The sequence below is a fragment of the Pseudomonas sp. St290 genome (genome assembly GCF_018325805.1).
GTDB classification, from domain to species: Bacteria; Pseudomonadota; Gammaproteobacteria; order Pseudomonadales; family Pseudomonadaceae; genus Aquipseudomonas; species Aquipseudomonas bijieensis.
Genome location: NZ_AP014703.1, coordinates 1,654,902 through 1,677,590, shown reverse-complemented (window position 1 = coordinate 1,677,590; position 22,689 = coordinate 1,654,902). Strand labels below are relative to the sequence as shown.

General features: G+C 59.8%; 22 protein-coding genes. 5 read left to right on the top strand and 17 right to left on the bottom strand.

Annotated features, from left to right (window positions below):
* Positions 1–38 precede the first annotated feature (38 nt).
* From PBDP_RS07435 to cysK, 3 genes are all read right to left on the bottom strand, one after another.
* A complete protein-coding gene (locus PBDP_RS07435) occupies positions 39–902 on the bottom strand; it encodes a DMT family transporter (protein WP_212802036.1) in 864 nt (287 codons plus the stop codon).
* Positions 903–1,241: 339 nt separating this feature from the next.
* The gene (locus PBDP_RS07430) at positions 1,242–2,180 is read right to left on the bottom strand and encodes an aspartyl/asparaginyl beta-hydroxylase domain-containing protein (protein WP_109755840.1); all 939 of its coding nucleotides are present in this window, start codon (positions 2,178–2,180) and stop codon (positions 1,242–1,244) included.
* A 390-nt stretch (positions 2,181–2,570) separates the two neighbouring features.
* Positions 2,571–3,545, bottom strand: coding sequence for a cysteine synthase A (cysK, locus tag PBDP_RS07425; protein WP_109755841.1), 975 nt, complete (start codon positions 3,543–3,545; stop codon positions 2,571–2,573).
* A gap of 147 nt (positions 3,546–3,692) precedes the next feature.
* Between cysK and PBDP_RS07420 the strand changes: the two genes are divergently transcribed.
* Positions 3,693–4,769 (top strand): DUF748 domain-containing protein, encoded by a 1,077-nt coding sequence (locus PBDP_RS07420; RefSeq protein ID WP_212802035.1) that lies wholly within the window; start codon positions 3,693–3,695, stop codon positions 4,767–4,769.
* Between the two features lie 542 nt (positions 4,770–5,311).
* Here PBDP_RS07420 and PBDP_RS30260 read toward each other — a convergent pair.
* The 6 genes from PBDP_RS30260 to PBDP_RS07390 form a co-directional block, all read right to left on the bottom strand.
* Positions 5,312–5,842: an HNH endonuclease gene (locus tag PBDP_RS30260; protein ID WP_502936860.1), complete on the bottom strand. Its 531-nt coding sequence runs from the start codon at positions 5,840–5,842 to the stop codon at positions 5,312–5,314.
* Between the two features lie 74 nt (positions 5,843–5,916).
* The gene (locus PBDP_RS07410) at positions 5,917–6,885 is read right to left on the bottom strand and encodes a hypothetical protein (RefSeq protein WP_212802033.1); all 969 of its coding nucleotides are present in this window, start codon (positions 6,883–6,885) and stop codon (positions 5,917–5,919) included.
* 400 nt (positions 6,886–7,285) lie between these two features.
* Positions 7,286–8,158, bottom strand: coding sequence for a hypothetical protein (locus PBDP_RS07405; RefSeq protein ID WP_212802032.1), 873 nt, complete (start codon positions 8,156–8,158; stop codon positions 7,286–7,288).
* Between the two features lie 7 nt (positions 8,159–8,165).
* Entirely contained in the window at positions 8,166–8,369 is a 204-nt protein-coding gene (locus PBDP_RS07400) for a hypothetical protein (RefSeq protein WP_212802031.1), read from the bottom strand.
* Positions 8,370–8,460: 91 nt separating this feature from the next.
* On the bottom strand, positions 8,461–8,829 hold the full coding sequence (locus PBDP_RS07395; protein ID WP_212802030.1) for a hypothetical protein: 369 nt from the start codon (positions 8,827–8,829) through the stop codon (positions 8,461–8,463).
* A 525-nt stretch (positions 8,830–9,354) separates the two neighbouring features.
* The gene (locus PBDP_RS07390) at positions 9,355–9,912 is read right to left on the bottom strand and encodes a recombinase family protein (protein ID WP_212802029.1); all 558 of its coding nucleotides are present in this window, start codon (positions 9,910–9,912) and stop codon (positions 9,355–9,357) included.
* A gap of 244 nt (positions 9,913–10,156) precedes the next feature.
* Between PBDP_RS07390 and PBDP_RS07385 the strand changes: the two genes are divergently transcribed.
* The gene (locus tag PBDP_RS07385; RefSeq protein WP_212802028.1) at positions 10,157–10,366 is read left to right on the top strand and encodes a YegP family protein; all 210 of its coding nucleotides are present in this window, start codon (positions 10,157–10,159) and stop codon (positions 10,364–10,366) included.
* A 179-nt stretch (positions 10,367–10,545) separates the two neighbouring features.
* Here PBDP_RS07385 and PBDP_RS07380 read toward each other — a convergent pair whose 3' ends face one another.
* Positions 10,546–12,000: a DUF6538 domain-containing protein gene (locus PBDP_RS07380; protein ID WP_212802027.1), complete on the bottom strand. Its 1,455-nt coding sequence runs from the start codon at positions 11,998–12,000 to the stop codon at positions 10,546–10,548.
* Between the two features lie 278 nt (positions 12,001–12,278).
* Between PBDP_RS07380 and PBDP_RS07375 the strand changes: the two genes are divergently transcribed.
* Together PBDP_RS07375 and PBDP_RS07370 are read left to right on the top strand one after the other, a co-directional pair.
* Entirely contained in the window at positions 12,279–13,124 is an 846-nt protein-coding gene (locus tag PBDP_RS07375) for an AAA family ATPase (protein ID WP_003184225.1), read from the top strand.
* Between the two features lie 34 nt (positions 13,125–13,158).
* Positions 13,159–14,337 carry a vWA domain-containing protein gene (locus PBDP_RS07370; RefSeq protein WP_212802026.1) on the top strand — a complete coding sequence of 393 codons (1,179 nt, stop codon included), beginning with the start codon at positions 13,159–13,161 and terminating at the stop codon, positions 14,335–14,337.
* Between the two features lie 107 nt (positions 14,338–14,444).
* Here PBDP_RS07370 and PBDP_RS07365 read toward each other — a convergent pair whose 3' ends face one another.
* The 7 genes from PBDP_RS07365 to PBDP_RS07335 form a co-directional block, all read right to left on the bottom strand.
* Entirely contained in the window at positions 14,445–15,365 is a 921-nt protein-coding gene (locus PBDP_RS07365; protein ID WP_212802025.1) for a 5-oxoprolinase subunit C family protein, read from the bottom strand.
* Positions 15,362–16,066, bottom strand: coding sequence for a 5-oxoprolinase subunit PxpB (gene pxpB / locus PBDP_RS07360; protein ID WP_212802024.1), 705 nt, complete (start codon positions 16,064–16,066; stop codon positions 15,362–15,364). The genes PBDP_RS07365 and pxpB overlap by 4 nt, the downstream gene beginning before the upstream one ends.
* Complete coding sequence (locus PBDP_RS07355) at positions 16,063–16,815, bottom strand: 5-oxoprolinase subunit PxpA (RefSeq protein ID WP_212802023.1); 753 nt, start codon at positions 16,813–16,815, stop codon at positions 16,063–16,065. The genes pxpB and PBDP_RS07355 overlap by 4 nt, the downstream gene beginning before the upstream one ends.
* 64 nt (positions 16,816–16,879) lie before the next feature.
* A complete protein-coding gene (locus PBDP_RS07350) occupies positions 16,880–18,166 on the bottom strand; it encodes an MFS transporter (RefSeq protein WP_109755848.1) in 1,287 nt (428 codons plus the stop codon).
* A 340-nt stretch (positions 18,167–18,506) separates the two neighbouring features.
* Positions 18,507–19,049: a DUF2937 family protein gene (locus PBDP_RS07345; protein ID WP_109755849.1), complete on the bottom strand. Its 543-nt coding sequence runs from the start codon at positions 19,047–19,049 to the stop codon at positions 18,507–18,509.
* 12 nt (positions 19,050–19,061) lie between these two features.
* The gene (locus tag PBDP_RS07340) at positions 19,062–19,838 is read right to left on the bottom strand and encodes a class II glutamine amidotransferase (RefSeq protein ID WP_109755850.1); all 777 of its coding nucleotides are present in this window, start codon (positions 19,836–19,838) and stop codon (positions 19,062–19,064) included.
* A gap of 32 nt (positions 19,839–19,870) precedes the next feature.
* Positions 19,871–20,368, bottom strand: a complete 498-nt coding sequence (locus PBDP_RS07335) for an MFS transporter (RefSeq protein ID WP_109755851.1) — start codon at positions 20,366–20,368, stop codon at positions 19,871–19,873.
* A gap of 135 nt (positions 20,369–20,503) precedes the next feature.
* Between PBDP_RS07335 and PBDP_RS07330 the strand changes: the two genes are divergently transcribed.
* Positions 20,504–22,558 (top strand): S9 family peptidase, encoded by a 2,055-nt coding sequence (locus PBDP_RS07330; RefSeq protein WP_212802022.1) that lies wholly within the window; start codon positions 20,504–20,506, stop codon positions 22,556–22,558.
* Positions 22,559–22,689 lie beyond the last annotated feature (131 nt).

The following is a 22,689-nucleotide window of genomic DNA, read 5'->3' as shown; positions in this document are numbered from 1 at the left end:
CCGCGATAGCGGTTGTTCAGTCAGCGAGCATCCAAGGCTCAGCGACTTTTACGAAACACAAACACCAATCCCACGATGATCAGCACCATCCCCAGCAAGCTCAACAACGCCAGCCGATTGCCAAACACCAGGTAGTCCATGATCGCCGTCACCGCCGGCACCAGGTAGAACAGGCTGGTGACATTCACCAGGTTGCCACGGGCGATCAGTCGGTACAGCAGCAACGTCGCCAGCACCGATACCACCAGCCCCATCCACAACACCGGCACGAAGAACCCCGTGCTGTATTCGAAGTGAAACGGCTGGAACGGCACGAACACCGCGCACAGTAACAATCCGGCCAGGTATTGCACCGGCAGCGTACCCAGTGGGTTGTCGATGATGCGCTTCTGCATGATGGAACCGGCCGTCATGCTCACCAGTGCCAGCAACCCGCACACCATCCCCGCCAGGGACATGCCCGCCAGGCCAATGCCTTGGTACACCACCATGACCAATCCGACCAACCCCAGCACCAGGCCGAACATCCGCGACCAGGATCGCTGACGTTCCATGAGCACCACGGTCAGGATCGGTTGCACGCCCATCAGGGTTGCCATGACCCCGGGCGTGACACTCATTTGCAGCGCCAGCAGATAAAAAATCTGGTAGGCGCCCAGCAGCACCAACCCGGTGGTTGCCGCGTACAGCATCGGCTTGCCGGTCTTGGGCAGCTTGAACTTGAGCAACGGAATCAACAGCACCAACGCAAACAGCGCAATGGCAAAACGGATCAGCAAAAAGGCGAAGGGTGAAGCGTGGGCCAGGCCCAGCTTGGAAAAGATCGCCCCACTGCTCCACAGCAAAACGAACAGGCTCGTGGAAGCCGCCGCCAATAAGGCGTTTTTGGAAAGGGAAAACATGGATACCACCTGTAGTCAGGCAAAAAGCCAACTCAGCCGAGGCTGAAGTCCAGTAGTTTTTTTCAGGCGGGCACAGGGGATGGCAACAGTTGCCGATCAGCCCTGAATGCCAACACCCGGCGGTGATACGACGGCGTACACCGATGAGCTACGGACAGGTGGGGGGTATTGACCGATCTGCGCAGGCTGCTGATTCCCACACGGCACGACGCCAGCGTTGAACGCTGGAACCACGACCGCGATGACAGGGGATGCAGGCATGAGCCGATCTCTTGAAGAGTGGGTTCGAAAACCCGAAGAGCGCTGACTATAACCAGCGCCCGAGGGACTATGCAATATTTAAACGAACAACCAATAACCAAGCGCCGTGAGCACCACCACCGCCAACACGGGCCGCATCACCCGGTACGCCTTGGGATGCTTGCGCTTGAATTGCTTGACCCGGCCACTGATGCCGTCGCTGAACGACTTGCTCCAGGCATACGCCCGGTTGATGCCGCCGACGTGTTCATCGTCCAGGTTCTGCGGCGCGGTGGCGCGGCCGAGGAAAGCGCTGATGGTACGGTTGAGGCGGGTCATCAAGCGGCTTTTCAAGGGCCGCTCGACATCACAGAACAGGATCACGCGGGTCTGCGGGGTTTCGTTCTTCACCCAGTGCACATAGGTTTCATCGAACATGACGTCTTCGCCATCGCGCCAGGCGTAGATCTGGCCGTCGACGAAGATCCGGCAATCATCGGAATTGGGCGTGGACAGCCCCAGGTGATAACGCAACGAACCGGCGAAGGGGTCTCGATGTGGGTTCAGGTGGCTGCCACCCGGCAGCAGGGCAAACATCGCGCCCCGCACGTTGGGGATCCGGTTGACCAGCTCGACAGTCCTGGGGCACAGCAACTCAGCCGACGGCAGCGGTTTGTCGTACCACTTGAGGTAGAAACGCTTCCAGCCCTTCTTGAAGAACGAGCCGAAACCGGCATCGTTGTTCTTCTCGGCGGCACGAATGTAACCCTCGTCGAACAGGTGCATGGCCTCGTCGCGAATGACTTGCCAGTTATCCTTGAGCACATCCAGCTCGGGAAACTTGCTGCGGTCCAGGTAAGGCTTCGAGGGTACGCCGGAGAACAGGTACATCAAGGTGTTATAGGGGGCGAACAGCGCCGAGTGGTTGACGAACTGGCGCAACATCGGCAAACGCGCCTTGCCACGCAAATGCACATAAAGCGTACTGCCCAAAAACAGCAGCAACACTGAGGCCTTGGCGGCAAACGAAACGGTCATTTTACAACTCCTTGTCCAAAAACAACTTACGCAACGCCAACTGCCCGACGTAGCCGAGGGCCATGGTAAAGCCTCATGGCCCAGGTAAAAACCGTCTGACGCAACATTTTCTGTTGAGTGAAACGCAACAATCACTTTCTAACAGGGGCCGCCTGAACCTTGGCTGACGCCGGGTCAAACAACCCTCTTCTTAGACCTTGTATTACCCTGTGGCGAGGGGATTTATCCCCGTTGGGTTGCGAAGCAGCCCCCAAACCTGACACCTCGTCTATTGAGAGTAACTGGTCCTCCGAGGGACTGCTACGCAGTCCAACGGGGATAAATCCCCTCGCCACAACAAGATCCACTCACCACCGCAAAGGTCCACTCACCACCGCAGTGAATCCACCGTCACTGCTGAATCTCCTGCTCGGTAAACAGATCACTGAACAACATGCTCGACAAGTACCGCTCGCCCGAGTCCGGCAGGATCACGACGATGGTCTTGCCCTGCATTTCCGGTTTCTCCGCCAGGCGCACGGCCACGGCCATCGCCGCGCCACAAGAGATCCCGCAGAGGATTCCCTCCTCCTGCATCAAGCGCAGGGCCATCGCCTTGGACTCGTCGTCGGAGACCCGCTCGACCTGGTCGACGATCGACAGATCGAGGTTCTTCGGCACGAACCCGGCACCGATCCCCTGGATCTTGTGAGGGCTGGGCTTGATCTCCTGGCCCGCCATCGCCTGGGTAATCACCGGCGAAACCTCGGGTTCTACCGCCACCGACAGGATCGGTTTGCCACAGGTGTTCTTGATATACCGCGAAACCCCGGTAATGGTTCCGCCGGTGCCCACGCCCGCGACGAGCACATCCACCGCGCCATCGGTGTCGTTCCAGATTTCCGGTCCGGTGGTTTTTTCGTGGATCGCCGGGTTCGCCGGGTTATCGAACTGCTGCGGCATGAAGTATTTGGATGGATCGCTGGCCAGGATCTCGGTGGCTTTCTCGATGGCACCCTTCATTCCCTTCGCCGGCTCGGTGAGCACCAGCTCAGCACCCAGGGCCTTGAGCACCTTGCGCCGCTCGATGCTCATGGAAGCGGGCATGGTCAGCATCAGCTTGTAGCCACGGGCGGCGGCGACGAACGCCAGGCCAATACCGGTGTTGCCCGAAGTCGGTTCGACGATGGTCATGCCAGGCTTGAGTTTGCCCGAGCTTTCAGCGTCCCAGATCATGTTCGCGCCGATCCGGCATTTGACCGAATACCCCGGGTTACGCCCCTCGATCTTGGCCAGGATGGTCACACCGCGCGGCGCAATGCGGTTGATCTGTACCAGTGGCGTATTACCGATGGAATGGGCGTTGTCAGCGAATATACGGCTCATGGCTGGGTCCTTAATGCGGCGGGAATTTAAGCCTTTAAAGGTATGCCTGTTGCCCATGGGCGTCCAGTTTCACCGAACGTTCCCATTGTTGCGACAGTCAATGGCAGTAGAAGGCGCTCCCCCAACAAACGCTGGAGACTGACTGACATGAAGCGTCGATACAGCTGGCCACTGTGGGTTTTCGCCACCATCGTCGCGGTGCTGGTGGCCCTGCATTTCACCCTGCCTTATCTGGTGCGCAACTATCTGAACGACAAACTGGCCGACATGGGCGACTACCGCGGCCAGGTTCTCGATGTAGACCTGGCGCTTTGGCGCGGGGCCTACCGGATCAATGGCCTGAAAATCGTCAAGGTCGACGGCAAGGTCCCGGTGCCGTTCGTCGATGCGCCGTTGATCGACTTGTCCGTGAGCTGGCATTCGCTGTGGTACGACCATGCGGTGGTGGCCGAAGTGGAGTTTGCCCGTCCCGAAGTGAACTTCGTCGACGGTGGGGCCAACCGACAGAACTCCCAGACCGGTCAAGGCACCAACTGGCGCGAGCAACTGGAAAAACTGCTGCCCATCACCTTCAACGAAGTGCGCATCAGGGATGGCAAGGTCACCTTTCGCAATTTCAATTCCAAGCCACCGGTCAACCTGCGGGCCACCGACGTCAACGCCAGCTTCTACAACCTGACCAACGTGGTCGACACAAAAGGCAAGCGCGACGCCCGTTTCGAAGGCAAGGCCCTGGTGGCCGAACATGCGCCCCTGGAAATGCAGGCCACCTTCGACCCCTTGAGCAATTTCGAAGATTTCGATTTTCGCCTGCGGGCCAGGAACATCGAACTCAGGCGCCTTAACGACTTCGCCGCGGCCTATGGCAAATTCGATTTCAACGCCGGCCGCGGCGACCTGGTGGTCGAGGCCGAAGCCGACAATGCCCGGCTCAGCGGCTACATCAAGCCATTGCTGCGTGATGTCGATGTGTTCGACTGGCAGCAGGACGTGGAAAACCAGAACAAAAACATCTTCCGCTCGGTCTGGGAAGCGCTGGTCGGCACAGGCGAAACGGCCCTCAAGAACCAGCGCAAGAACCAATTCGCCACTCGGGTGGAACTCAGCGGCAATGTTCACCAGCAGGACATCAGCGCCTTCGAAGCCTTCCTGCAGATTTTGCGCAACGGTTTCGTCCAGGCCTTCAATGCCCGTTATGAACAACCACCGCCGGCGACCGACTAGGTGTCCGTGGCTTTTTTGTGGCGAGGGGATTTATCCCCGTTGGGCTGCGCAGCTCAACGGGGATAAATCCCCTCGCCACAAGACTGAGTCAACATGTGACGCTCCATTCAGAGACTGAACAAGGGATATTCGTGGAGCCCTTCTAAACCGGGGCTTTCGGACGTGTTCAGGGCTGGCGCTGCACACTTGCGCCCGCTGCATGTGCCCCAATAGTGCGTGGATGGTTGGCCTCGCCCTGTTGTCATTTAGATGGCAGCACTTAGCCACCTCAGCTACATTGGCGCACCAATCTAAGCAATTAAAACAGGGGAAAGCATGCGAATAATGGGATGGATACTGACAGCGCTAGGCTGGCTATGGGCCTTTTCAGGTGTGGTACGCATCATTGCCGCTGTAGTTGGAGCATTGCCCGGCAGCAGCGGCGTACATCTCATAACGGGCTCACTAACCCTTGGCCTAGCTTGGCTATCAATCTGGGGTGGTGGCAAGCTCCGCGCCAGGGCTAGAAGTAAAGCGGCCCAAAGCGGGGTGTAGGCGGTGATTCAGGCCGCCGTCAGCCTGTCACCGTGGTTGGCGAACTCATGGTGTAATGCTTCACGAGTGGTGCGTAGCCACTGGATAGCCTCAGCCTTCTGATCGGCGGGGAACGACCGGGTAGCACGTTCGCCATTGATACCTACCTCACAGCGCCAGCGGTTGCGCACTGCCCAGTAGCTCAGACCCTTGATGCCGCTCCGATTGTGTCGGGCAAGTGTCTGGTTCTGGGTGTTCTGAGCGACGGAGGATAGCCGCAGGTTCAACGGACAGTTGTTCGCCCGGTTGCCGTCTCGGTGGTCCACCAAAGCTGGGCCAGGGTCTACGCCATAGTGCAGCGTGTACAAGACCCGATTGGCCCGCAGGGAAACTCCGCCGCATCGCACTTGGTAGTAACCGCGCCCGTTTGAGCTGCCCGCAACACTCCCCAACCTGACGCTATTATTTGGCCGAGCCTTCCAACGTAGGCCGGTAGGTGATGTGGTGTCGATGGTGAGGTACCTTCGCACCCAGTCCAATGGGATTGGATGATGATTCATTGGTTTGCCTCAAATCTCGGGCAGCCGCTTGCCTCCCAGCATGTAGGGTGATGGCGACCGCCTGAAAGTGTTTGTTAGATGGTACGGCGGCGTGCAGCGTCCAAGCTGCTGGAACCGTCGTCTACGGCGTCGTGGAAGCGGTGAGGAATACCGGCCAAGCGCTCGTCAATAATCGCCTGCGCGCTCATAAGCGCGGCCTCCGAACCTGCCACCAACGCCAGCCGCGCCAGGAGCGTAGTTCCCTGTTGCGGTGTTGTTGCCTCGGTACAAAGCACAGCGGCTTGGGTATCCACTTGGATAAGGCTACGCCCCACGCGAATGCTCAGCGGGGCGTGGCGCTGTCCAAAGCCTTTAAGACCTTCGGGATAGACCGCGAACCCTGCCAGGGCGGCGACTTGTTCAAGGTCCCGATGTTCAAGGTCAGCCGGCGGGATACCAGCCTGCGCCAAGGTCATCAACCCACGGCCAGCAGCTACGGTGTTCAACTCCGATGCGGCAGCAGCGTTGACGGTCTCCCGTACCATCAAGTCCAGGGCCACAGCCGCCAAGGTCTTGTTGCTGGCCTCGGCAGCGTCTTTAACAGCATCAACCCCGACAACATCACGGATGGCTAGTACGTCGAGTAGGTCTTGCAGCCACTCGCGGACCTGTTCGCCGAGGCGTTCTGCCCTGGCGCTGGACGAGCGAACGTAGCTGTCCTGCATGTTACGGGCGCGGTCGCGCTCCTTACGGTACGTCAGCACTTTTGCCAATTCCGCGAAGTCAAAGCCGGCATCCTGCGCACTGGAAAGAACCTGCAACAGTTCGTGTTCCACATCGTCGACGCTGGTGCGGCGCCCCTCTGCTCGTGCTGGGTCGGTGAACTGGGCCGTCATGCGCTCGACTCCGCGTTGGATATCAGGATATGAAGCAGGCATATCCGGCACGACAATATCAGGAGCTGTATCGCGGGTCAGTTCGATGGTGGTGGACATCAACGCCACGAGTGCGCGAGCACGTTCGTTGTCGATAGCGGTTACGGTAGAGTTCTTTTTGATAGTCATGGGGGGTTCCATTTTGATTGGCGCAAGATGCGCGGATAAAGTTCGGGAGTATTTGAATCGGGAGTACAGCGATTACATCAAGTCAAGGTCGGTTATCGGAGCAAAGGTAAGTCTTCGAACTTTCGCCCTCGCCCCACCCACTTGTTCGCACTCTTCAATGCGTAGTGGGCGGTTCGATAGGGCTGTTCACGGAGATAATGACTGAGTACAACTACAAGGCGCTGATCAGCAGTCAAGAAGGGATAAGAGGCTTCCATATATTTCCTTTATGTTGCCCACCGTGCCACCTCCCGGATGGGTGGTAACTATTGGCGTTGTTTTATTAAGGCTGTACACGGCAGGTGTACATATGTGTACAGCCGATCTGGGCGGATTCCTCTAGTACTACGTACTTAAAGCCTCACCCTTGCTTTGCCGATTGCTGGCGAAGAATAAATTGGCTAACAGTGCTGCGGCCCTGCCCAGTAGATTTGGCGATAGCACCATAGGAAGCGCCATCAGCACGCATACGGGCCGCTACCTCATGCCAATGACCACCCGCCTCGGCTATTTCATGTCGAGCCTCAGATGCGGTTGCACGGGCTTCCAGTGCGGCCAAGCGAGCCTTGAGGTCGGCCACCTCCAGTACCAGTACATCCTGTTGCTCCAGACGCTTGGCTACATCTGCGCGCCGGTATAGTTCTGCAACGCTGCCTGCCATAGACGCTCCGGTAATCGCGGCAATATCACGTGCGCCACGTAACCCCTGCTTCTCTAGACGCTTACTCGTGGGGTGGCTCTGTAGTTCACTCAGGGCGCGCCGGGTGTGCTTCTTAGGGACACGTTTGGCAAACGTGACAACTACCTCTTGATCAGTGTGCAAGCCACGCAGTATCTCGCGACCACTTGGGCGCACCGCTTCGAACGCGCTATCGTGGGCTGCCGTCAACATGTCTTTAACTGCATGGTAGGTCGGATACAACGCCTTGTGCCCAATGGCAGTCAGCTCTTTCTGTGCCTGTCTACGTGACGCCTGCTCGCGCTTGAAATGTTCGCGGTAAACGGACTGAGCATCACCACCACCGCGCGCTGTCCAGCCCGCCAATTCGCCATGCTTGAGTTTGTACTGTTCAGCCTTCGCTACGTAGTGACTGAGCTGCGCCAGTGAGATACCCGCGTCTTTCAATGCCCGTATTACAAAAGAGACATCAGTTTGTTCGTGCCACTTACAGGCCGGGAGTACAGGTGTCGCAGCGTGGGCTTGCTGTTGTAACTCTTCTAGCTTTGTCATCATCAATCCATCAGTTACCATTCCCGTACAACGCAGCGATATCTTCGGGAGTTTGTGTTGTGCCAATCGACCTGCGCTCGGTAAATGCTTTGCGCTGGGCAGCCAAATCTAATGTTTGATCATCCTCGGTCAAAGAGCCTTTCGCCTCGACAAGTTTTAGCAATGACACCGACGCACTGATAAGGGCAGCTTCACACGGATAGTCATCTCGCATGGCATCCTCAAACCGCTTATTAGTTGCCCGAAGTGTTAAGTCTAGAAGCTCTAATGCGCTTGTCTTTACTGTCTCGGTCGTCACCTTCCGTTTACGCGCCATTAGTTAATACCGCCTTAGCTTGTTCATGTTCGGAGAGCATCAGCAAGGCGGTGTTCTCCATTTTGGTGTAGTAACGCAGATCGGTATCGCTGAGATTGACACCTACCCGGTGGGCATACGTCGCCAGGGTGTACGTGTTGATTGATGGTGCCCCATCCAACGGATTGGGGATCAGGCCAGCGGTACGAACCAACGAGGCCAGCCCGGCCATAAGTGTGCTGCGGGACAAGCTTGGTTCTTGGCGGCGGATGGCACCGGCTGTTGCTGGTTCCTGACGTGCGTTTAAAGCACGCAACGCCCGGATAATCATTGCTTGGCCGATGGGTTTGCGCCCACCAGCGAGGTAGTTCGCTTTCATCTTGTTGTACTCCTTGGAATACGTGAGCTACAGAAACGGCAAAAGGGAATCACCAGACAGGCTGGGTCCTCCAAGCGAGTGGTGATAGGTTCAATGCAGGTTGTCCACAGGGCGCGGACGAGAGATGTAGCAGTACAGGAACGGCTTGTTTACGGGGTGGTGCGAGGATTGGTGCTGACGCGTTCACGACACGAGCGAAAGAGCTTGCGAGTGCAGACGGTCACGTGATCGGGCTTAGGATTAGGTGGTGCGACAGCAGCCGAACGTACAACGACTGCTGCTTAACCACCCATGACAGCGGTGCACCTAAACTTGGACGGCGGTCGAGGCTGGGTTCCCCTCTCCGCTGTATGAGACATTTCCCTAATGCCCGAACAAGAAGGTGCCATCCATTTTGCGCTGGGCTACGTTCATCGTCTCGTCGAAGCCTCGTGAGACCATCCGGCCCAGTTCATAGCGCTTGCGTCCTTACCACTGTATGTAACTTCAAACCATACAGGGTGTATCGAGTGCTTATTGCCAACCTCAAACCGCTGCACAGGCACGCTTGACCGACGCTACTGAGATATTGAAGTGCTCCGCAGTGGCCTTGATGCTGGCGCTATTGGCCTTACGCCACTCGCTGACCTGCGCGTCGTTGATAATTTTCTCACGCCCCAGGGCCTTACCTTCGGCCTTTGCACGTTCAATACCCGCCATCTGACGGGCTTTGATATTCGAACGCTCCAGCTCCGCCACAGCGGCCAGCATGGTCAACATCGCTTTCCCCATGGGCGTGCCTAGGTCGAAACCCTCGCGCTTGGAAATGATGCCTACGCCCTTACCCTGCAATACCTCGACGGTGTGTAGGATGTCCAGGGTATCGCGCCCCAAGCGGTCTACGGCGCTGACCACGAGCGTATCGCCGCGCCGGACGTACGCAGCCAGGGCAGCAAAGCCAGGACGCTCTAGCGCCTTCACAGCGCCAGATACACCACTGTCCTCATACCATTCATCAACGTTGTATGTTTCGGTCAGTGCGTGCTTTTGAGCATCGACGCTTTGGTCGTGAGTGGAGACGCGTACATATCCGATGGTAGCCATGCCTAATACCTGAGTGGTTGGCCTGAATAGCTCAGAACCTATAGCTCAAATAATCATACATAGCTCAATGCATGTCAACACCTATGAGCCATGTTACGCAGATGATTTACTAATAGTTCACAGGGTGTACCTTATGAGCCATATCGAGCCCTGCGACTTTCGATCCATAGACACGTCTTCAACGCGACTGATAGCGTGTCGCCATCGCTACACCCGGTAGCGATAATCCAAGGAGAGAAATCGCATGGCAGATGTCGCGTACTTCTACATCTACAAGGACAAGAGCAGCGAGTGGCGTTGGCGATTCACGGCCAAGAATGAAAAGATTATCGCCGTGAGCTCTGAGGGCTATAACAACCTAGTGGACTGTGAGCACTCTGTTAAATTGCTCAAGGAACAAGGACCAAGTGGCCCAGTTATCGGCGACGATGATTACGACCGATTGAGACCGTAACCGCTGTTTGGCCCATTGCGGCTCTGGATGGGCCTTTGCCACAGTGGATATTCCCGGCAGTCGCTGAGCTGCCCATGGCGCCAACACCCCTACGGGGGAGAAACACGTGATTGAATCGGAGAAGCCCTAGCGCACGGAGTCAGCATTTTTAGGCCGCGTATAGAACTCCACTTCCCAACTCAGGGCAGCAGGTCACGAACCGCCGAGAGTAATGCCCGTGGCCGGTCAAGCGGTGCAGTTCCGCCATAAATGCTAGTGGCCTTCGATCCTCCAGCGGTATGCCCAAGAATGCCGCCGACCTCTTCACCAGATGCACCCACGGCGCGCAGAAGATCAGCGCAGGTATGCCGAAGGCTGTACAAGCTCAACCGCTCAGGTTGGCCGCGCAATCCGATACGAACCGCTGCGCTCAGTCGTGAGACTCGTTGCCTAGCCCTTCGCTCGCGCTCCGTTTTAGTTGCCGAGTCGGGAATGCCGATACCACCAAGCACCAGTTCGAAGGCTTTCACATCATCCGCATGTACTGGCAAATCGCGGCGGCTGGCTGCGTTCTTTGCGCCGGACAATCCCGCACGAAACACTAGCTCCCGCTTGCCGAGGATATCCACCCTCTCCGTTAATGCTGCCTGCCCCTCCTGCAATAACTCAATGGGGCGTAAACCGTACCGAACCAGTAGCTTGGCTGCCGTCGCGTCTACAACATCGCCGCGAGCATCAAGGCTTGCCTGTACCACCTTCACCACATCCAACGGCATAGGGTCGCGGGCCTCCTTGGATAACGCACCACCAGCGCGTACCGCTCGTGCTACCGCGCCAGTCTTTGGCAAGCTGATACCAGACCAGCCGGGCACCTCCCGGAGAATAGTGATAAGTCCCGCAGCCTGGGTATGCACGGAGGACGCCTTACCACCGCCGGATAATTTACCCTCGGCGTACCGCATAATCCTTTCGACCTGCTCCGCTTGGGTACTCGGCCAGCGCAACACGTCCTTGCAAAGCTTGCGCATGATTGCAACGCGACCAGAGCTGACCCGCTCACAGTAACCGTCGAGTGCCTCCGCGAACTCAGCAGCAGTACGGCTATCAGGACCGGGGGTAGCGGGGCTTTCTTGCGGCAACTTCGGTTCAACTGGCGCGTGTGCATCTGTCGTCACAACCAAAGGCGAACCGTCACGTACAGCCCGCAACGCTTTTAAAGCGGTCATTGCTTCAAGCACGTGAGTCTCTGCGGCGCCTGGGTGCGTGCCGTCGATGATCGCTAGCAGCGCCCTCTCCTGCCAATCGAACTCCGTCTTCCAGTCCTTAGCTACCCGTCGCCCTCTTGGGTGCATCGCCTCAACGGCGACGGTAGTCACCCTGTCCACGACGTCCTGCAAGCCCCTCAAAACGGACCGAGCGTCCATGGGCGGTGTAGGGTTGGCTTGCCCCTGTAGCATCCGGGAGACGGGTACCAAGGCATCAGAACAGATGCGGTCGAACTCGACTGATACCTGCCGAGCAAGCCGCAGAGCCTCGGTCCTATCAGCAGTACCCAGCGCCTTGCGAAACTCTGCACGCCCCACTAGTTCGGCTACATCGGCGGGGAAGCGGCGGCGGTAGTGGTAGCGACCATCGCGGCGGGACAAATAGGACATGCAGGATTCTCCGGGGCACGTGGTACGGTCGTGTGGTGGTGGCGCGGGACGCATCCAAGCGCTGAATGCTCGGGCATGTGTCACAGGACAGAACCGCTGCGAACCTTATTCTACAAGGCTTCCAACGGACTCGACAGTTTGCAAGTGTACCGATCAGTCAGAGACTGAATACAGCGTCTGCGTTCACAGTCGGCGGGGCGTCGCGTTATAGTCGGGCACGATATTTATTTCGCGCGCCCCGCCTCGCCGGGCCGGCGACACGTTCGAGGAAATTGCAGATGAAGTTCGAAGGCACCAGCGCCTACGTGGCCACCGATGACCTGAAACTGGCCGTGAACGCCGCCATCACCCTGGAGCGGCCGTTGCTGGTCAAGGGCGAACCGGGCACCGGCAAGACCATGCTGGCCGAACAACTGGCCGAGTCCTTCGGCGCGCGCCTGATCACCTGGCACATCAAGTCCACCACCAAAGCCCACCAGGGCCTGTACGAGTACGACGCGGTCAGCCGCCTGCGGGACTCGCAGTTGGGCGTGGACAAAGTCCACGACGTACGCAACTACCTGAAGAAGGGCAAGCTCTGGGAAGCCTTCGAGTCCGAAGAGCGGGTGATCCTGCTGATCGACGAAATCGACAAGGCCGACATCGAATTCCCCAATGACCTGCTGCAAGAACTCGACAAGATGGAGTTCTACGTCTACGAGACCGACGAAACCATCAAGGCCAAGCAGCGGCCGATCATCATCATTACCTCCAACAACGAAAAAGAGCTGCCGGACGCGTTCCTGCGCCGCTGCTTCTTCCACTACATCGCCTTCCCCGACCGCGTCACCCTGCAGAAAATCGTCGATGTGCATTACCCGGACATCAAGAAAGACCTGGTCAGCGAAGCGCTGGACGTGTTCTTCGACGTGCGCAAAGTGCCGGGCCTGAAGAAGAAACCTTCCACTTCCGAACTGGTGGACTGGCTCAAGCTGCTGATGGCCGACAACATCGGTGAAGCGGTACTGCGCGAGCGAGATCCGACCAAGGCCATCCCGCCGCTGGCCGGTGCCCTGGTCAAGAACGAACAGGACGTGCAATTGCTCGAGCGCCTGGCGTTCATGAGCCGTCGCGGCACTCGCTGATCCTCTTCGTTTAACAAGAGCGAGGGCGATTGCCATGCTGCTTAACCTGTTCAATGAGATGCGCGCCGCCAAGGTGCCCGTGTCGGTGCGTGAACTGCTGGACCTGATCAACGCGCTGAAACAGCGGGTGACCTTCGCCGACATGGATGAGTTCTATTACCTGTCCCGGGCGATCCTGGTGAAGGACGAACGGCATTTCGACAAGTTCGACCGGGCCTTCGCCGCGTACTTCAATGGCCTGGAAAAACTCGACGATCATCTCCAGGCCTTGATTCCCGAAGACTGGCTACGCAAGGAGTTCGAGCGCTCGCTGACCGATGAAGAGCGGGCGCAGATCCAGTCCCTCGGTGGCCTGGACAAGCTGATCGAAGAATTCAAGAAGCGCCTGGAGGAACAGAAGGAACGCCATGCCGGCGGTAACAAGTGGATCGGCACTGGCGGCACCAGCCCATTCGGCTCCGGCGGCTTCAACCCCGAGGGCATTCGTGTCGGCGACGCCGGCAAGCGCCAGGGCAAGGCCGTGAAGGTCTGGGACCAGCGTGAGTACAAGAACCTCGACGACCAGGTGGAACTGGGCACACGCAATATCAAGATCGCCCTGCGCCGCCTGCGCAAGTTCGCCCGCCAGGGTGCGGCCGAAGAGCTGGACATCGACGGCACCATCGACCACACCGCCCGGGACGCCGGCTTGTTGAACATCCAGATGCGCCCGGAGCGACGCAACACGGTCAAGTTGTTGCTGCTGTTCGACATCGGCGGCTCGATGGATGCCCACGTGAAGATCTGCGAAGAACTGTTCTCGGCCTGCAAGACCGAGTTCAAGCACCTGGAGTATTTCTATTTCCACAACTTCGTCTACGAATCGGTGTGGAAGAACAATCTGCGCCGCACTTCGGAGCGCACCTCGACCCAGGACTTGCTGCACAAATACGGCGCCGACTACAAAGTGATCTTCATCGGTGACGCCGCCATGGCGCCCTATGAAATCACCCAGGCCGGCGGCAGCGTCGAACACTGGAACGAAGAAGCCGGTTATGTGTGGATGCAGCGCTTCATGGAAAAGTACAAGAAGCTTATCTGGATCAACCCTTATCCCAAGGACACCTGGGGTTACACCGCCTCGACCAATATCGTGCGCGAGTTGGTGGAAGACCGGATGTATCCGCTGACCTTGCGGGGGTTGGAGGAAGGAATGCGGTTTCTTTCCAAATAAGATTTATTGGTGCCCTTCAGGGCCTCATCGCGAGCAGGCTCGCTCCCACAAGGGGTCTTGTGTACGACGAAGATCCAGTGTGGGAGCGAGCCTGCTCGCGAAGCTTTTCAGCTCTTCAACAGCCCCCGCAGGCACTCCACCTGCTGCCGATGCGCAACCTCCTGCATCACTGGCCGCAAGCGCACCTGCGTCCCCGGCAGGCATTGCGCCAGCCGAGCCAGGGCCAATGGGGTCAAGGCACCCAGACGTGGGTAGCCACCGATGGTTTGCCGATCGTTGAGCAGCACGATCGGCTGGCCGTCCGGCGGCACCTGCACAGCGCCCAGGGGGATGCCTTCGGAAATCATCGCCGGCCCCTGATACTCCAGGGCCGTGCCCAGCAAGCGGATGCCCATGCGGTCGGCGCGACTGTCCAGCGTCCACGGCGCGTTAAACGCATCGAACAGGCTCCGTCCACTGAACGCCCCGTTCTGCGCCCCCAGGATCAGGTCCAGCGGCTGTGCTGGCTGGAAATCCGGAATCAGCGCGTGCGGCATGGGCCGAGGCATCGCCGAGCCTGAATAGCTCAAGTGCGCACCGCGACTCAACGCCCGCCCTCGTCCATCCAGGCCACCGAGTTCCTCACGCACCACCGTCGCCCGGCTGCCCAGCACCGCCGGCGCGTTGAAACCGCCGGGGGCTGCCAGGTAGGCCCGGGCACCGAGCACGGGCTGGGTGAGCGCCAGCACCTGGCCTTTGCGCAAGCTGAAAAAGCGCCAGGACGCCACCGCCTGGCCGTCTATCCGTGCACCCAGGTCCGCACCGGCCAGCGCCAGCACGCAATCCTCTTCGGCCACTACGGTGAAGCCGCCGAGGGTAATTTCCACCACCGTCGCCCCCAGGGCATTGCCAAGCATCCAATTGGCCCAGGCCATCGACAACCAGTCCGCCGCGCCGCCCTGGGTCACGCCCAGATGCCTCACGCCAAAACGACCGGCGTCCTGCAACAGGCACAGTGGGGTACTGGCCTCGATCAACAAGCGGCTCATGCCTGGGCCTCCAACGGTGTGTCGTCGCCACCCAGCGCGATGAATTCGCCATGGTCCACCGGAGCAAAACGCACCGTGTCCCCCGGCTGCATCAGGCTGTAGCCGTCGCGCTCGCGATCAAACAGTTTGGCCGGGGTGCGACCGATCAGGTTCCAGCCGCCGGGCGACACCACCGGATACGCCGCAGTCTGGCGCTCGGCGATGCCGACGCTGCCTGCCGCCACGCGTTTGCGCGGCGTGCCTAAGCGCGGTGCGGCCAGTTCCTCGTCCACCAGCCCCATGAAGGCGAAGCCGGGGGCGAAACCCAAGGCAAACACCTGGTACTCGCGCTCGCTATGGCGGCGGATCACCTGGGCGACCGTCAAGCCACTGCGGCTCGCCAGCAGGTCCAGCTCAGGTCCGACACGGGGGTCGTACCACACCGGCAGCACGTGACACTGGCCGGCAGCCTGGGCATCCGGTGAAAGATTATTCAGCGCCTCGCCGACCAGATCACGCGCCTGCGCCGGGGTCAGGGCGAGCAAATCGTAGTGCATCATCAACGTGGTATAGGACGGCACCAGGTCGATCAGATCCTCGGCAAACACCGCCCGCAGGCGTTCGCTGGCGGCGAGCATCCAGGGCATGTTGGCCTCGGCGATCTCATCGAACAGGCGCACCATCAGGCAGTCCACCGCCACCACTTCCAAGCGTGGTTTCATGGTGCACTCTGCCGGTCCAGGGATTCGCGGATGCGTTGCACGGCCGCCACGGAGCTGGCGTTGTCGCCGTGCACACACAGGGTGTTGGCCTTCAGGTGCAAGGCGCTGCCATCACTGGCGGTCAACGCATCGCCGCGGGCGATGGTCAGGGCCTGCCCGATAATCACCTCGGGCTCGTGGTGCACCGCACCCGGCGTTTGCCGCGAAACCAGGCGACCGGCACTGTCATAGGCGCGATCAGCGAAGGCTTCGAACCACAGGGTCAGGCCGTATTCGTCGCCCAGGGCCTGGGCGGCACTGTTGTCCCGGGTCGCCATGAGCATCAACGGCAACTGCCGATCATAGGCTGCGACGGCCTGGATCACGGCACGCAGTTGCGTCGGGTTGGCCATCATGTCGTTGTACATCGCCCCATGAGGCTTGACGTAGCTGACCCGTCCGCCCTGAGCCCGGCAAATGCCGTCAAGGGCGCCGATCTGGTAGTGCAGCAAGTCCTGCAACTCCTGGGCGCCATAGGCCATGGAGCGGCGACCAAAGCCCGCCAGGTCCTGATAGGCCGGGTGCGCACCGATCCGCACGCCGTGGCTCAGGGCCAGGCTGACGGTTTTGCGCATGATGCTCGGGTCGCCGGCGTGAAAGCCGCAGGCGATGTTGGCGCAATCGATGAAGGGCATCACCTCGGCGTCCAGACCCATGGTCCAGCTGCCGAAGCTTTCGCCGATGTCGCAGTTCAATAGCAGGCGGTTCACGGTGAACGCTCCTGTAGGTTCTTTCTTTGTTTAACTGTGAGGCACGTGCCCCGCAGGTTATCAGTTACTCGGCTTCCAACTGCTTGCCCTGGGTTTCCGGCAGGCTCAGGGCCGCCAGAATCACGACGCCATAGGACACCGCCGCAAATGCGCCGATACCCACGCTCAGCGGCACCTTCTGGCTCAAAATACCGATCAACAGCGGGAACAATGCCGCCACCGCCCGGCCAATGTTGTAGCAGAAACCCTGACCCGAACCACGAATGCGTGTAGGGAACAGTTCGGTGAGGAACGAGCCCATGCCGCTGAACATCCCCGACGCGAAGAACCCCAGGGGAAAGCCCAGCCAGAGCATCACGTTATTGCTCACCGGCACCTGGGTATACAGGAGGACGATGGTGAACGAGCCGATGGCGTACAGGACGAAGTTCTTTTTCCGACCCAGGATATCCGACAGGTACGCGCTGATGACGTAACCCACGTAGGAACCGACGATCACCATCGCCAGGTAGCCACCGGTACTCAATACACTCAATCCACGTTCATTCTTGAGGAACGTCGGCAGCCAGGACGTGATGGCGTAGTAGCCGCCCAGGGCCCCGGTGGTCAGCAGCGAGGCGCGAAGGGTGGTAAAGAGGATGCCGGGGGCAAAAATCTCGTAGAACTTCGCGGGGTTTTCCGGCGTCAACCGGGCCTTGGTCTGGTTATAGACTTCCGGATCCTTGACCAGCCGGCGAACGAAAATCACGAACACCGCCGGGACAATGCCAAGGATGAACAAGGCACGCCAGGCATCCTCCGGTGGCAGCACCGAGAACAGCAACGCATATAAAATCGCCGTCATGCCCCAGCCCAGCGCCCAGCCCGACTGCACCATGCCCACTGCCTTGCCGCGATCCTTGGCGCGGATCACCTCGCCCATCAACACCGCGCCGGCAGTCCATTCACCGCCGAAGCCAAAGCCCATCAGCGTGCGGGCGATCAACAGTTGTTCATAGTTCTGGGCAAAGCCACAGAGGAAAGTGAAGAACGCGAACCACAGCACCGTCAGCTGCAGGGTGCGCACCCGACCGATGCGGTCGGAAAGTATGCCCGCCACCCAGCCACCGATGGCCGAAGCGATCAAGGTGCTGGTGTGGATCAGCCCTGCCTGGCCGGTGGTGATGCCCCACATCGCGATCAGGGTCGGCACCACGAAACTGAGCATTTGCGTGTCCATGCCGTCCAGGGCGTAGCCGATCTTGCAACTCCAGAAGGTGCGACGTTCCTGCTGGTTGATGTTGCGATACCAATCGAACGGGCCAGAACGGGCCTGGGGTTGGGGGACGCCGAGCGTGTCGGGTGCACTCATGGTGGTTCTCCACGGTTTTATTGTTCTTGAGTCTCGACGACGCTGACGTGGAGACCGTTGCCCCGATTCTTGAGCGCACGGCCGATCCCGTCCAACGAATAAAACCTTGGCTGGGTCATAAGAAAAACTTGATTGGAGGAGCAGGGATGAAGAAATGACATTGCCGGAACGCAATGAACACAGTTGTGGCGAGGGGATTTATCCCCGCTGGGCTGCGAAGCGGCCCCCCCGACAAGGCCACCTTATGTATCAGGCAGGATCATTCAATTGACTGCAATGAGGGGGCTGCTTCGCAGCCCAACGGGGATAAATCCCCTCGCCACAGAGGCTCGCTGCGGCGCTATAGCCCGCGCAAATCCCGCTCTTCAATCGGCCGGCTCTGGCGCAGACGCTTGCCGCCCAACACCACCCAATCGATCAGGCGGAACAGGCATTCCAGGCCGAACGACAGCAGCATCGCACCGCTGATGCCCCAGATCATCGCCTCGGGAGTCAGCAGGATCTGGTAGCTGTAGCCGTTCCAGGTTTCCTTGCGAATGTCCGGGTCGGCGGCCAGCGCCACTTGCAGAAAGCGGATGTACCACGGGCCTTGCATCGCCTGGAATTGCTTGTCCAAGGCCTGCTGGCGCACGAGCAAGGTGTTCAGGCTGTCGGCATCGCTGCGGAAGATCGGGTCCTCGCTGGCGCGGTAATGGGCCACCAGGGCCTGCATGTCGCCCTTGAAGAACTGGTTGGCGGTGCCCTGGAACCCTTGCAGGCCGGTTTGCGCCTCGATCAGGTGAGCCTCGACCCGCTTGGCGTAATCATTGATGAAGCCCGGCACCTGGACCCCAACCAGCAGGCCCACCGCGAACAACACCAGGCGTAGATAACTGAGCAACATAACGTGACGTCCTTATTCGGTCCGACCGTGACTGACACATTCGCCGCGTCGCCACAGGCTCCATTGGCCCGGTTCGTAGCGGGTCCAGGTTTCGTTTTCGGTCAAGGGTTCGGTGGCGATCACCGTGACCACGTCGTTGGGCGTGGTTTCAGCCTGGAAATCGACAATCACATCCACATCCTTGAGCCGTGCCGGGCCGAACGGCGCGCGACGGGTAATCTGGGCCAGTTTGGTCGAGCAATAGCAGAACAGCCAGTCGCCATCGCTGAGCAGGCAGTTGAACACGCCCTTGCTGCGGTATTCGGTGCAGGCCTGGATTAACGACGGTAGCAACTGTTCCACCTCCACCGGCTCGGGGAAGGCCTGGCGCACGCGGTTGAGCAAATCGCAAAAGGCCGCTTCGCTGTCGGTGTCGCCCACTGGCCGGTAGAAACTGACTTCAGGCTGGAAACCAGCGAGCTGGCCGTTGTGGGCAAAGCACCAGTTGCGCCCCCACAACTCACGCACGAACGGGTGCGTGTTGGACAGGCAGACCTTTCCGACATTGGCCTGGCGAATATGCCCGATCACCACTTCGCTCTTGATCGGATAGCGCTGCACCAGGTTCGCCACTTCCGATTCGCTGCTGGCGGCCGGGTCCTGGAACAGGCGCAGGCCGCGGCCTTCATAGAAGGCGATGCCCCAACCGTCCCGGTGCGGCCCGGTCTTGCCGCCGCGCTGCATCAGCCCGGTAAAGCTGAACACGATGTCGGTCGGCACATTGGCGCTCATGCCCAATAACTCACACATGCTCGAACTCTCGCTTCAAAGGGCAGGCCCGGTTACAGGCGCGGTTCGATACGCGAACGCTGGGGGTTACTCGGCACGGGCGGGCGACCGTAACGGTCATCACCGGCCACGCCGAACGGCGGCTCATCGTCGGGTTCATCGGCCGCAGCGGCGGCTTTTGCGGCGGCGGCCCGTTCCTTGCGAGCGTTGGCGGAACGTTCGATGGGGAAGCGGATCAACACGATCACCAGGTAGAGGCCGAAGGCAATCATGCCGTACATGAGCAGATCGGACGCTGCTCGCCAGACGTTGTTGCCGACCTTGAACAGTACGTCCAGGGCGACAATGGCCAAGGCCGGGGCAACTTTGTCCTTCACTGGGTCGACGATGGTGGGGCTGAACAGCAACACCGCCATCAGCAACCGCAGCGGTTCGCGCAACCAGCGCCACATCCAGCGGGTCATGCGCATCCACACCAGCAGGCAGCCCAGGGCGGCGAAGGCGTAGAGGCCCCAGGCGATCAGATAGTCATTCTCGGTCATGGTGTCCATGGCAAGGCAGGCAAAGAGACGCTTATAGTAACGGCTTTTCGCTCGTCAGGCTGCCCCGGCGTCTGGCGAATGGCCTGTGTGGTTGCTTCTGCCCAGGCCACGCGCCCCTTTTCGTACAACGTTCGAGAGCCTTTCATGTCCCTATCTGCCCACGTTTCCAACGCCCCGATTGCCCGCAGGGACCCCGGTGTTGACCCGTACGCCTGGCTGCAGGAACGCGACACCGACGCCGTGCTCGACTACCTCAAGGCCGAAAACAGCTACCAGCAGGCGCAACTGGCCGATCAGGCCGAACTGCGCGAAACCCTGTTCCAGGAGATCAAGGGCCGGATCCTCGAGACCGATCTGTCGCTGCCGTCGCCCTGGGGTCCGTACCTGTATTACACCCGCACCACGGCCGGTGACGAATACCCGCGCCACTACCGCTGCCCGCGCCCGACCGATGACAGCCTGACCGTGGATGAAAGCCGCGAACAACTGCTGCTGGACCCGAACGCGTTGGCCGGCGGCGGCTTCTTCTCCCTGGGCGCCTTCAGCATCAGCCCCGACCACCAGCGCCTGGCCTACAGCCTGGACACCACAGGCGACGAGATCTACACCCTGTTCGTGAAGGAACTGTCCAACGACAAGGTCAGTGAACTGTCCTTCGACGATTGCGACGGCAGCATGACCTGGGCCAATGACAGCCTGACGCTGTTTTTTGGCGAGCTGGACGACACCCACCGTCCTCACAAACTCTGGCGCTACCGCCTGGACGGCACGGCCGCCGAGGAGGTGTTCCATGAGCCGGACGGGCGCTTCTTCCTGCATTGCTATCGTTCGAGCTCGGAACAGCAGTTGATCCTGTCCCTGGGCAGCAAGACCACCAGCGAAGTCTGGGTGCTGGACGCCACGCAGCCGCAACAGCCCTTCACCTGCCTGACGCCTCGGCGGGAAGACCACGAGTATGACGTCGACCATGGCCTGCTCGATGGCCAATGGACCTGGTTGATCCGCAGCAACCGCGACGGGATCAACTTCGCCCTGTACCAAGCCGTCGACACCGGCGTCGCGCCGACCGAGGCCGACTGGCAGAACCTGATCCCCCACAGCGACACGGTGATGATCGACGGCCTGAGCCTGAACGCAGGGGCCATGACCCTGAGCCTGCGTGAAGGTGGCCTGCCGATCATCGAGGTTCACCCCCAGGGTTTGCCGGCCTATCGGGTGCAATTGCCGGACGCGGCCTACAGCCTGCATGTGCAGAACAGCCTGGAATTCATCAGTGATCGCATTCGCCTGCGCTACGAAGCCCTGAACCGCCCGGCGCAGATCCGTCAGTTGGACCTGGCCAGCGGCGAACAGGTCGTACTCAAGCAAACCCCGGTACTAGGCCCGTTCGACGCCGACGCCTACGTCAGCCAGCGACTTTGGGCAACGGCACCGGACGGCACCCAGGTGCCCATCAGCCTGGTGGTCAAGCGCGAAGCCCTCGGCCGGCCCGTACCGCTGTACCTGTACGGCTACGGAGCCTATGGCGAGAGTCTCGACCCTTGGTTTTCCCACGCGCGGCTGAGCCTGCTCGACCGTGGTGTGGCGTTTGCCATCGCCCACGTGCGCGGCGGCGGAGAGCTGGGAGAAGCCTGGTACCGCGCCGGCAAGCAGGAGCACAAGCACAACACCTTCAGCGACTTCATCGCCTGTGCCGAACATTTGATCGCCAACGGTTTCACCACCGCCGGACAACTGGCGATCAGCGGCGGCAGCGCCGGTGGCCTGCTGATTGGCGCAGTACTCAATCAACGCCCGGAGCTGTTCAAGGTGGCGATTGCCGAAGTGCCGTTCGTCGATGTGCTCAACACCATGCTCGACCCGGACTTGCCATTGACCGTCACTGAATACGACGAATGGGGCAACCCCGAGGAACCAGACGTTTATGATCGGATCCGGGCCTACGCCCCGTACGAAAACGTCAGCGCCCAGGCCTATCCGGCGCTGCTGGTGATCGCCGGGTACAACGACAGCCGCGTGCAGTACTGGGAAGCGGCCAAGTGGGTGGCGAAATTGCGCGCCACCAAGACCGATGACAACCCTTTGCTGCTCAAGACCGAACTGGACGCCGGCCACGGCGGGATGAGTGGGCGCTACCAGGGATTGCGTGACGTAGCGCTCGAATATGCATTTGTCTTGAAAGTTTTGGGGTTGGGTTGAGGAACTCCATCGGATCGCCGGGTCTTAGCTCCATGCGCAGGCTCTGATGCAACCACAGTCCAATGTGGGAACGAGCTTGCTCCCACATTGGATCTTCTTACATCCAGGCCAACCCGAAACCGCAACAAACA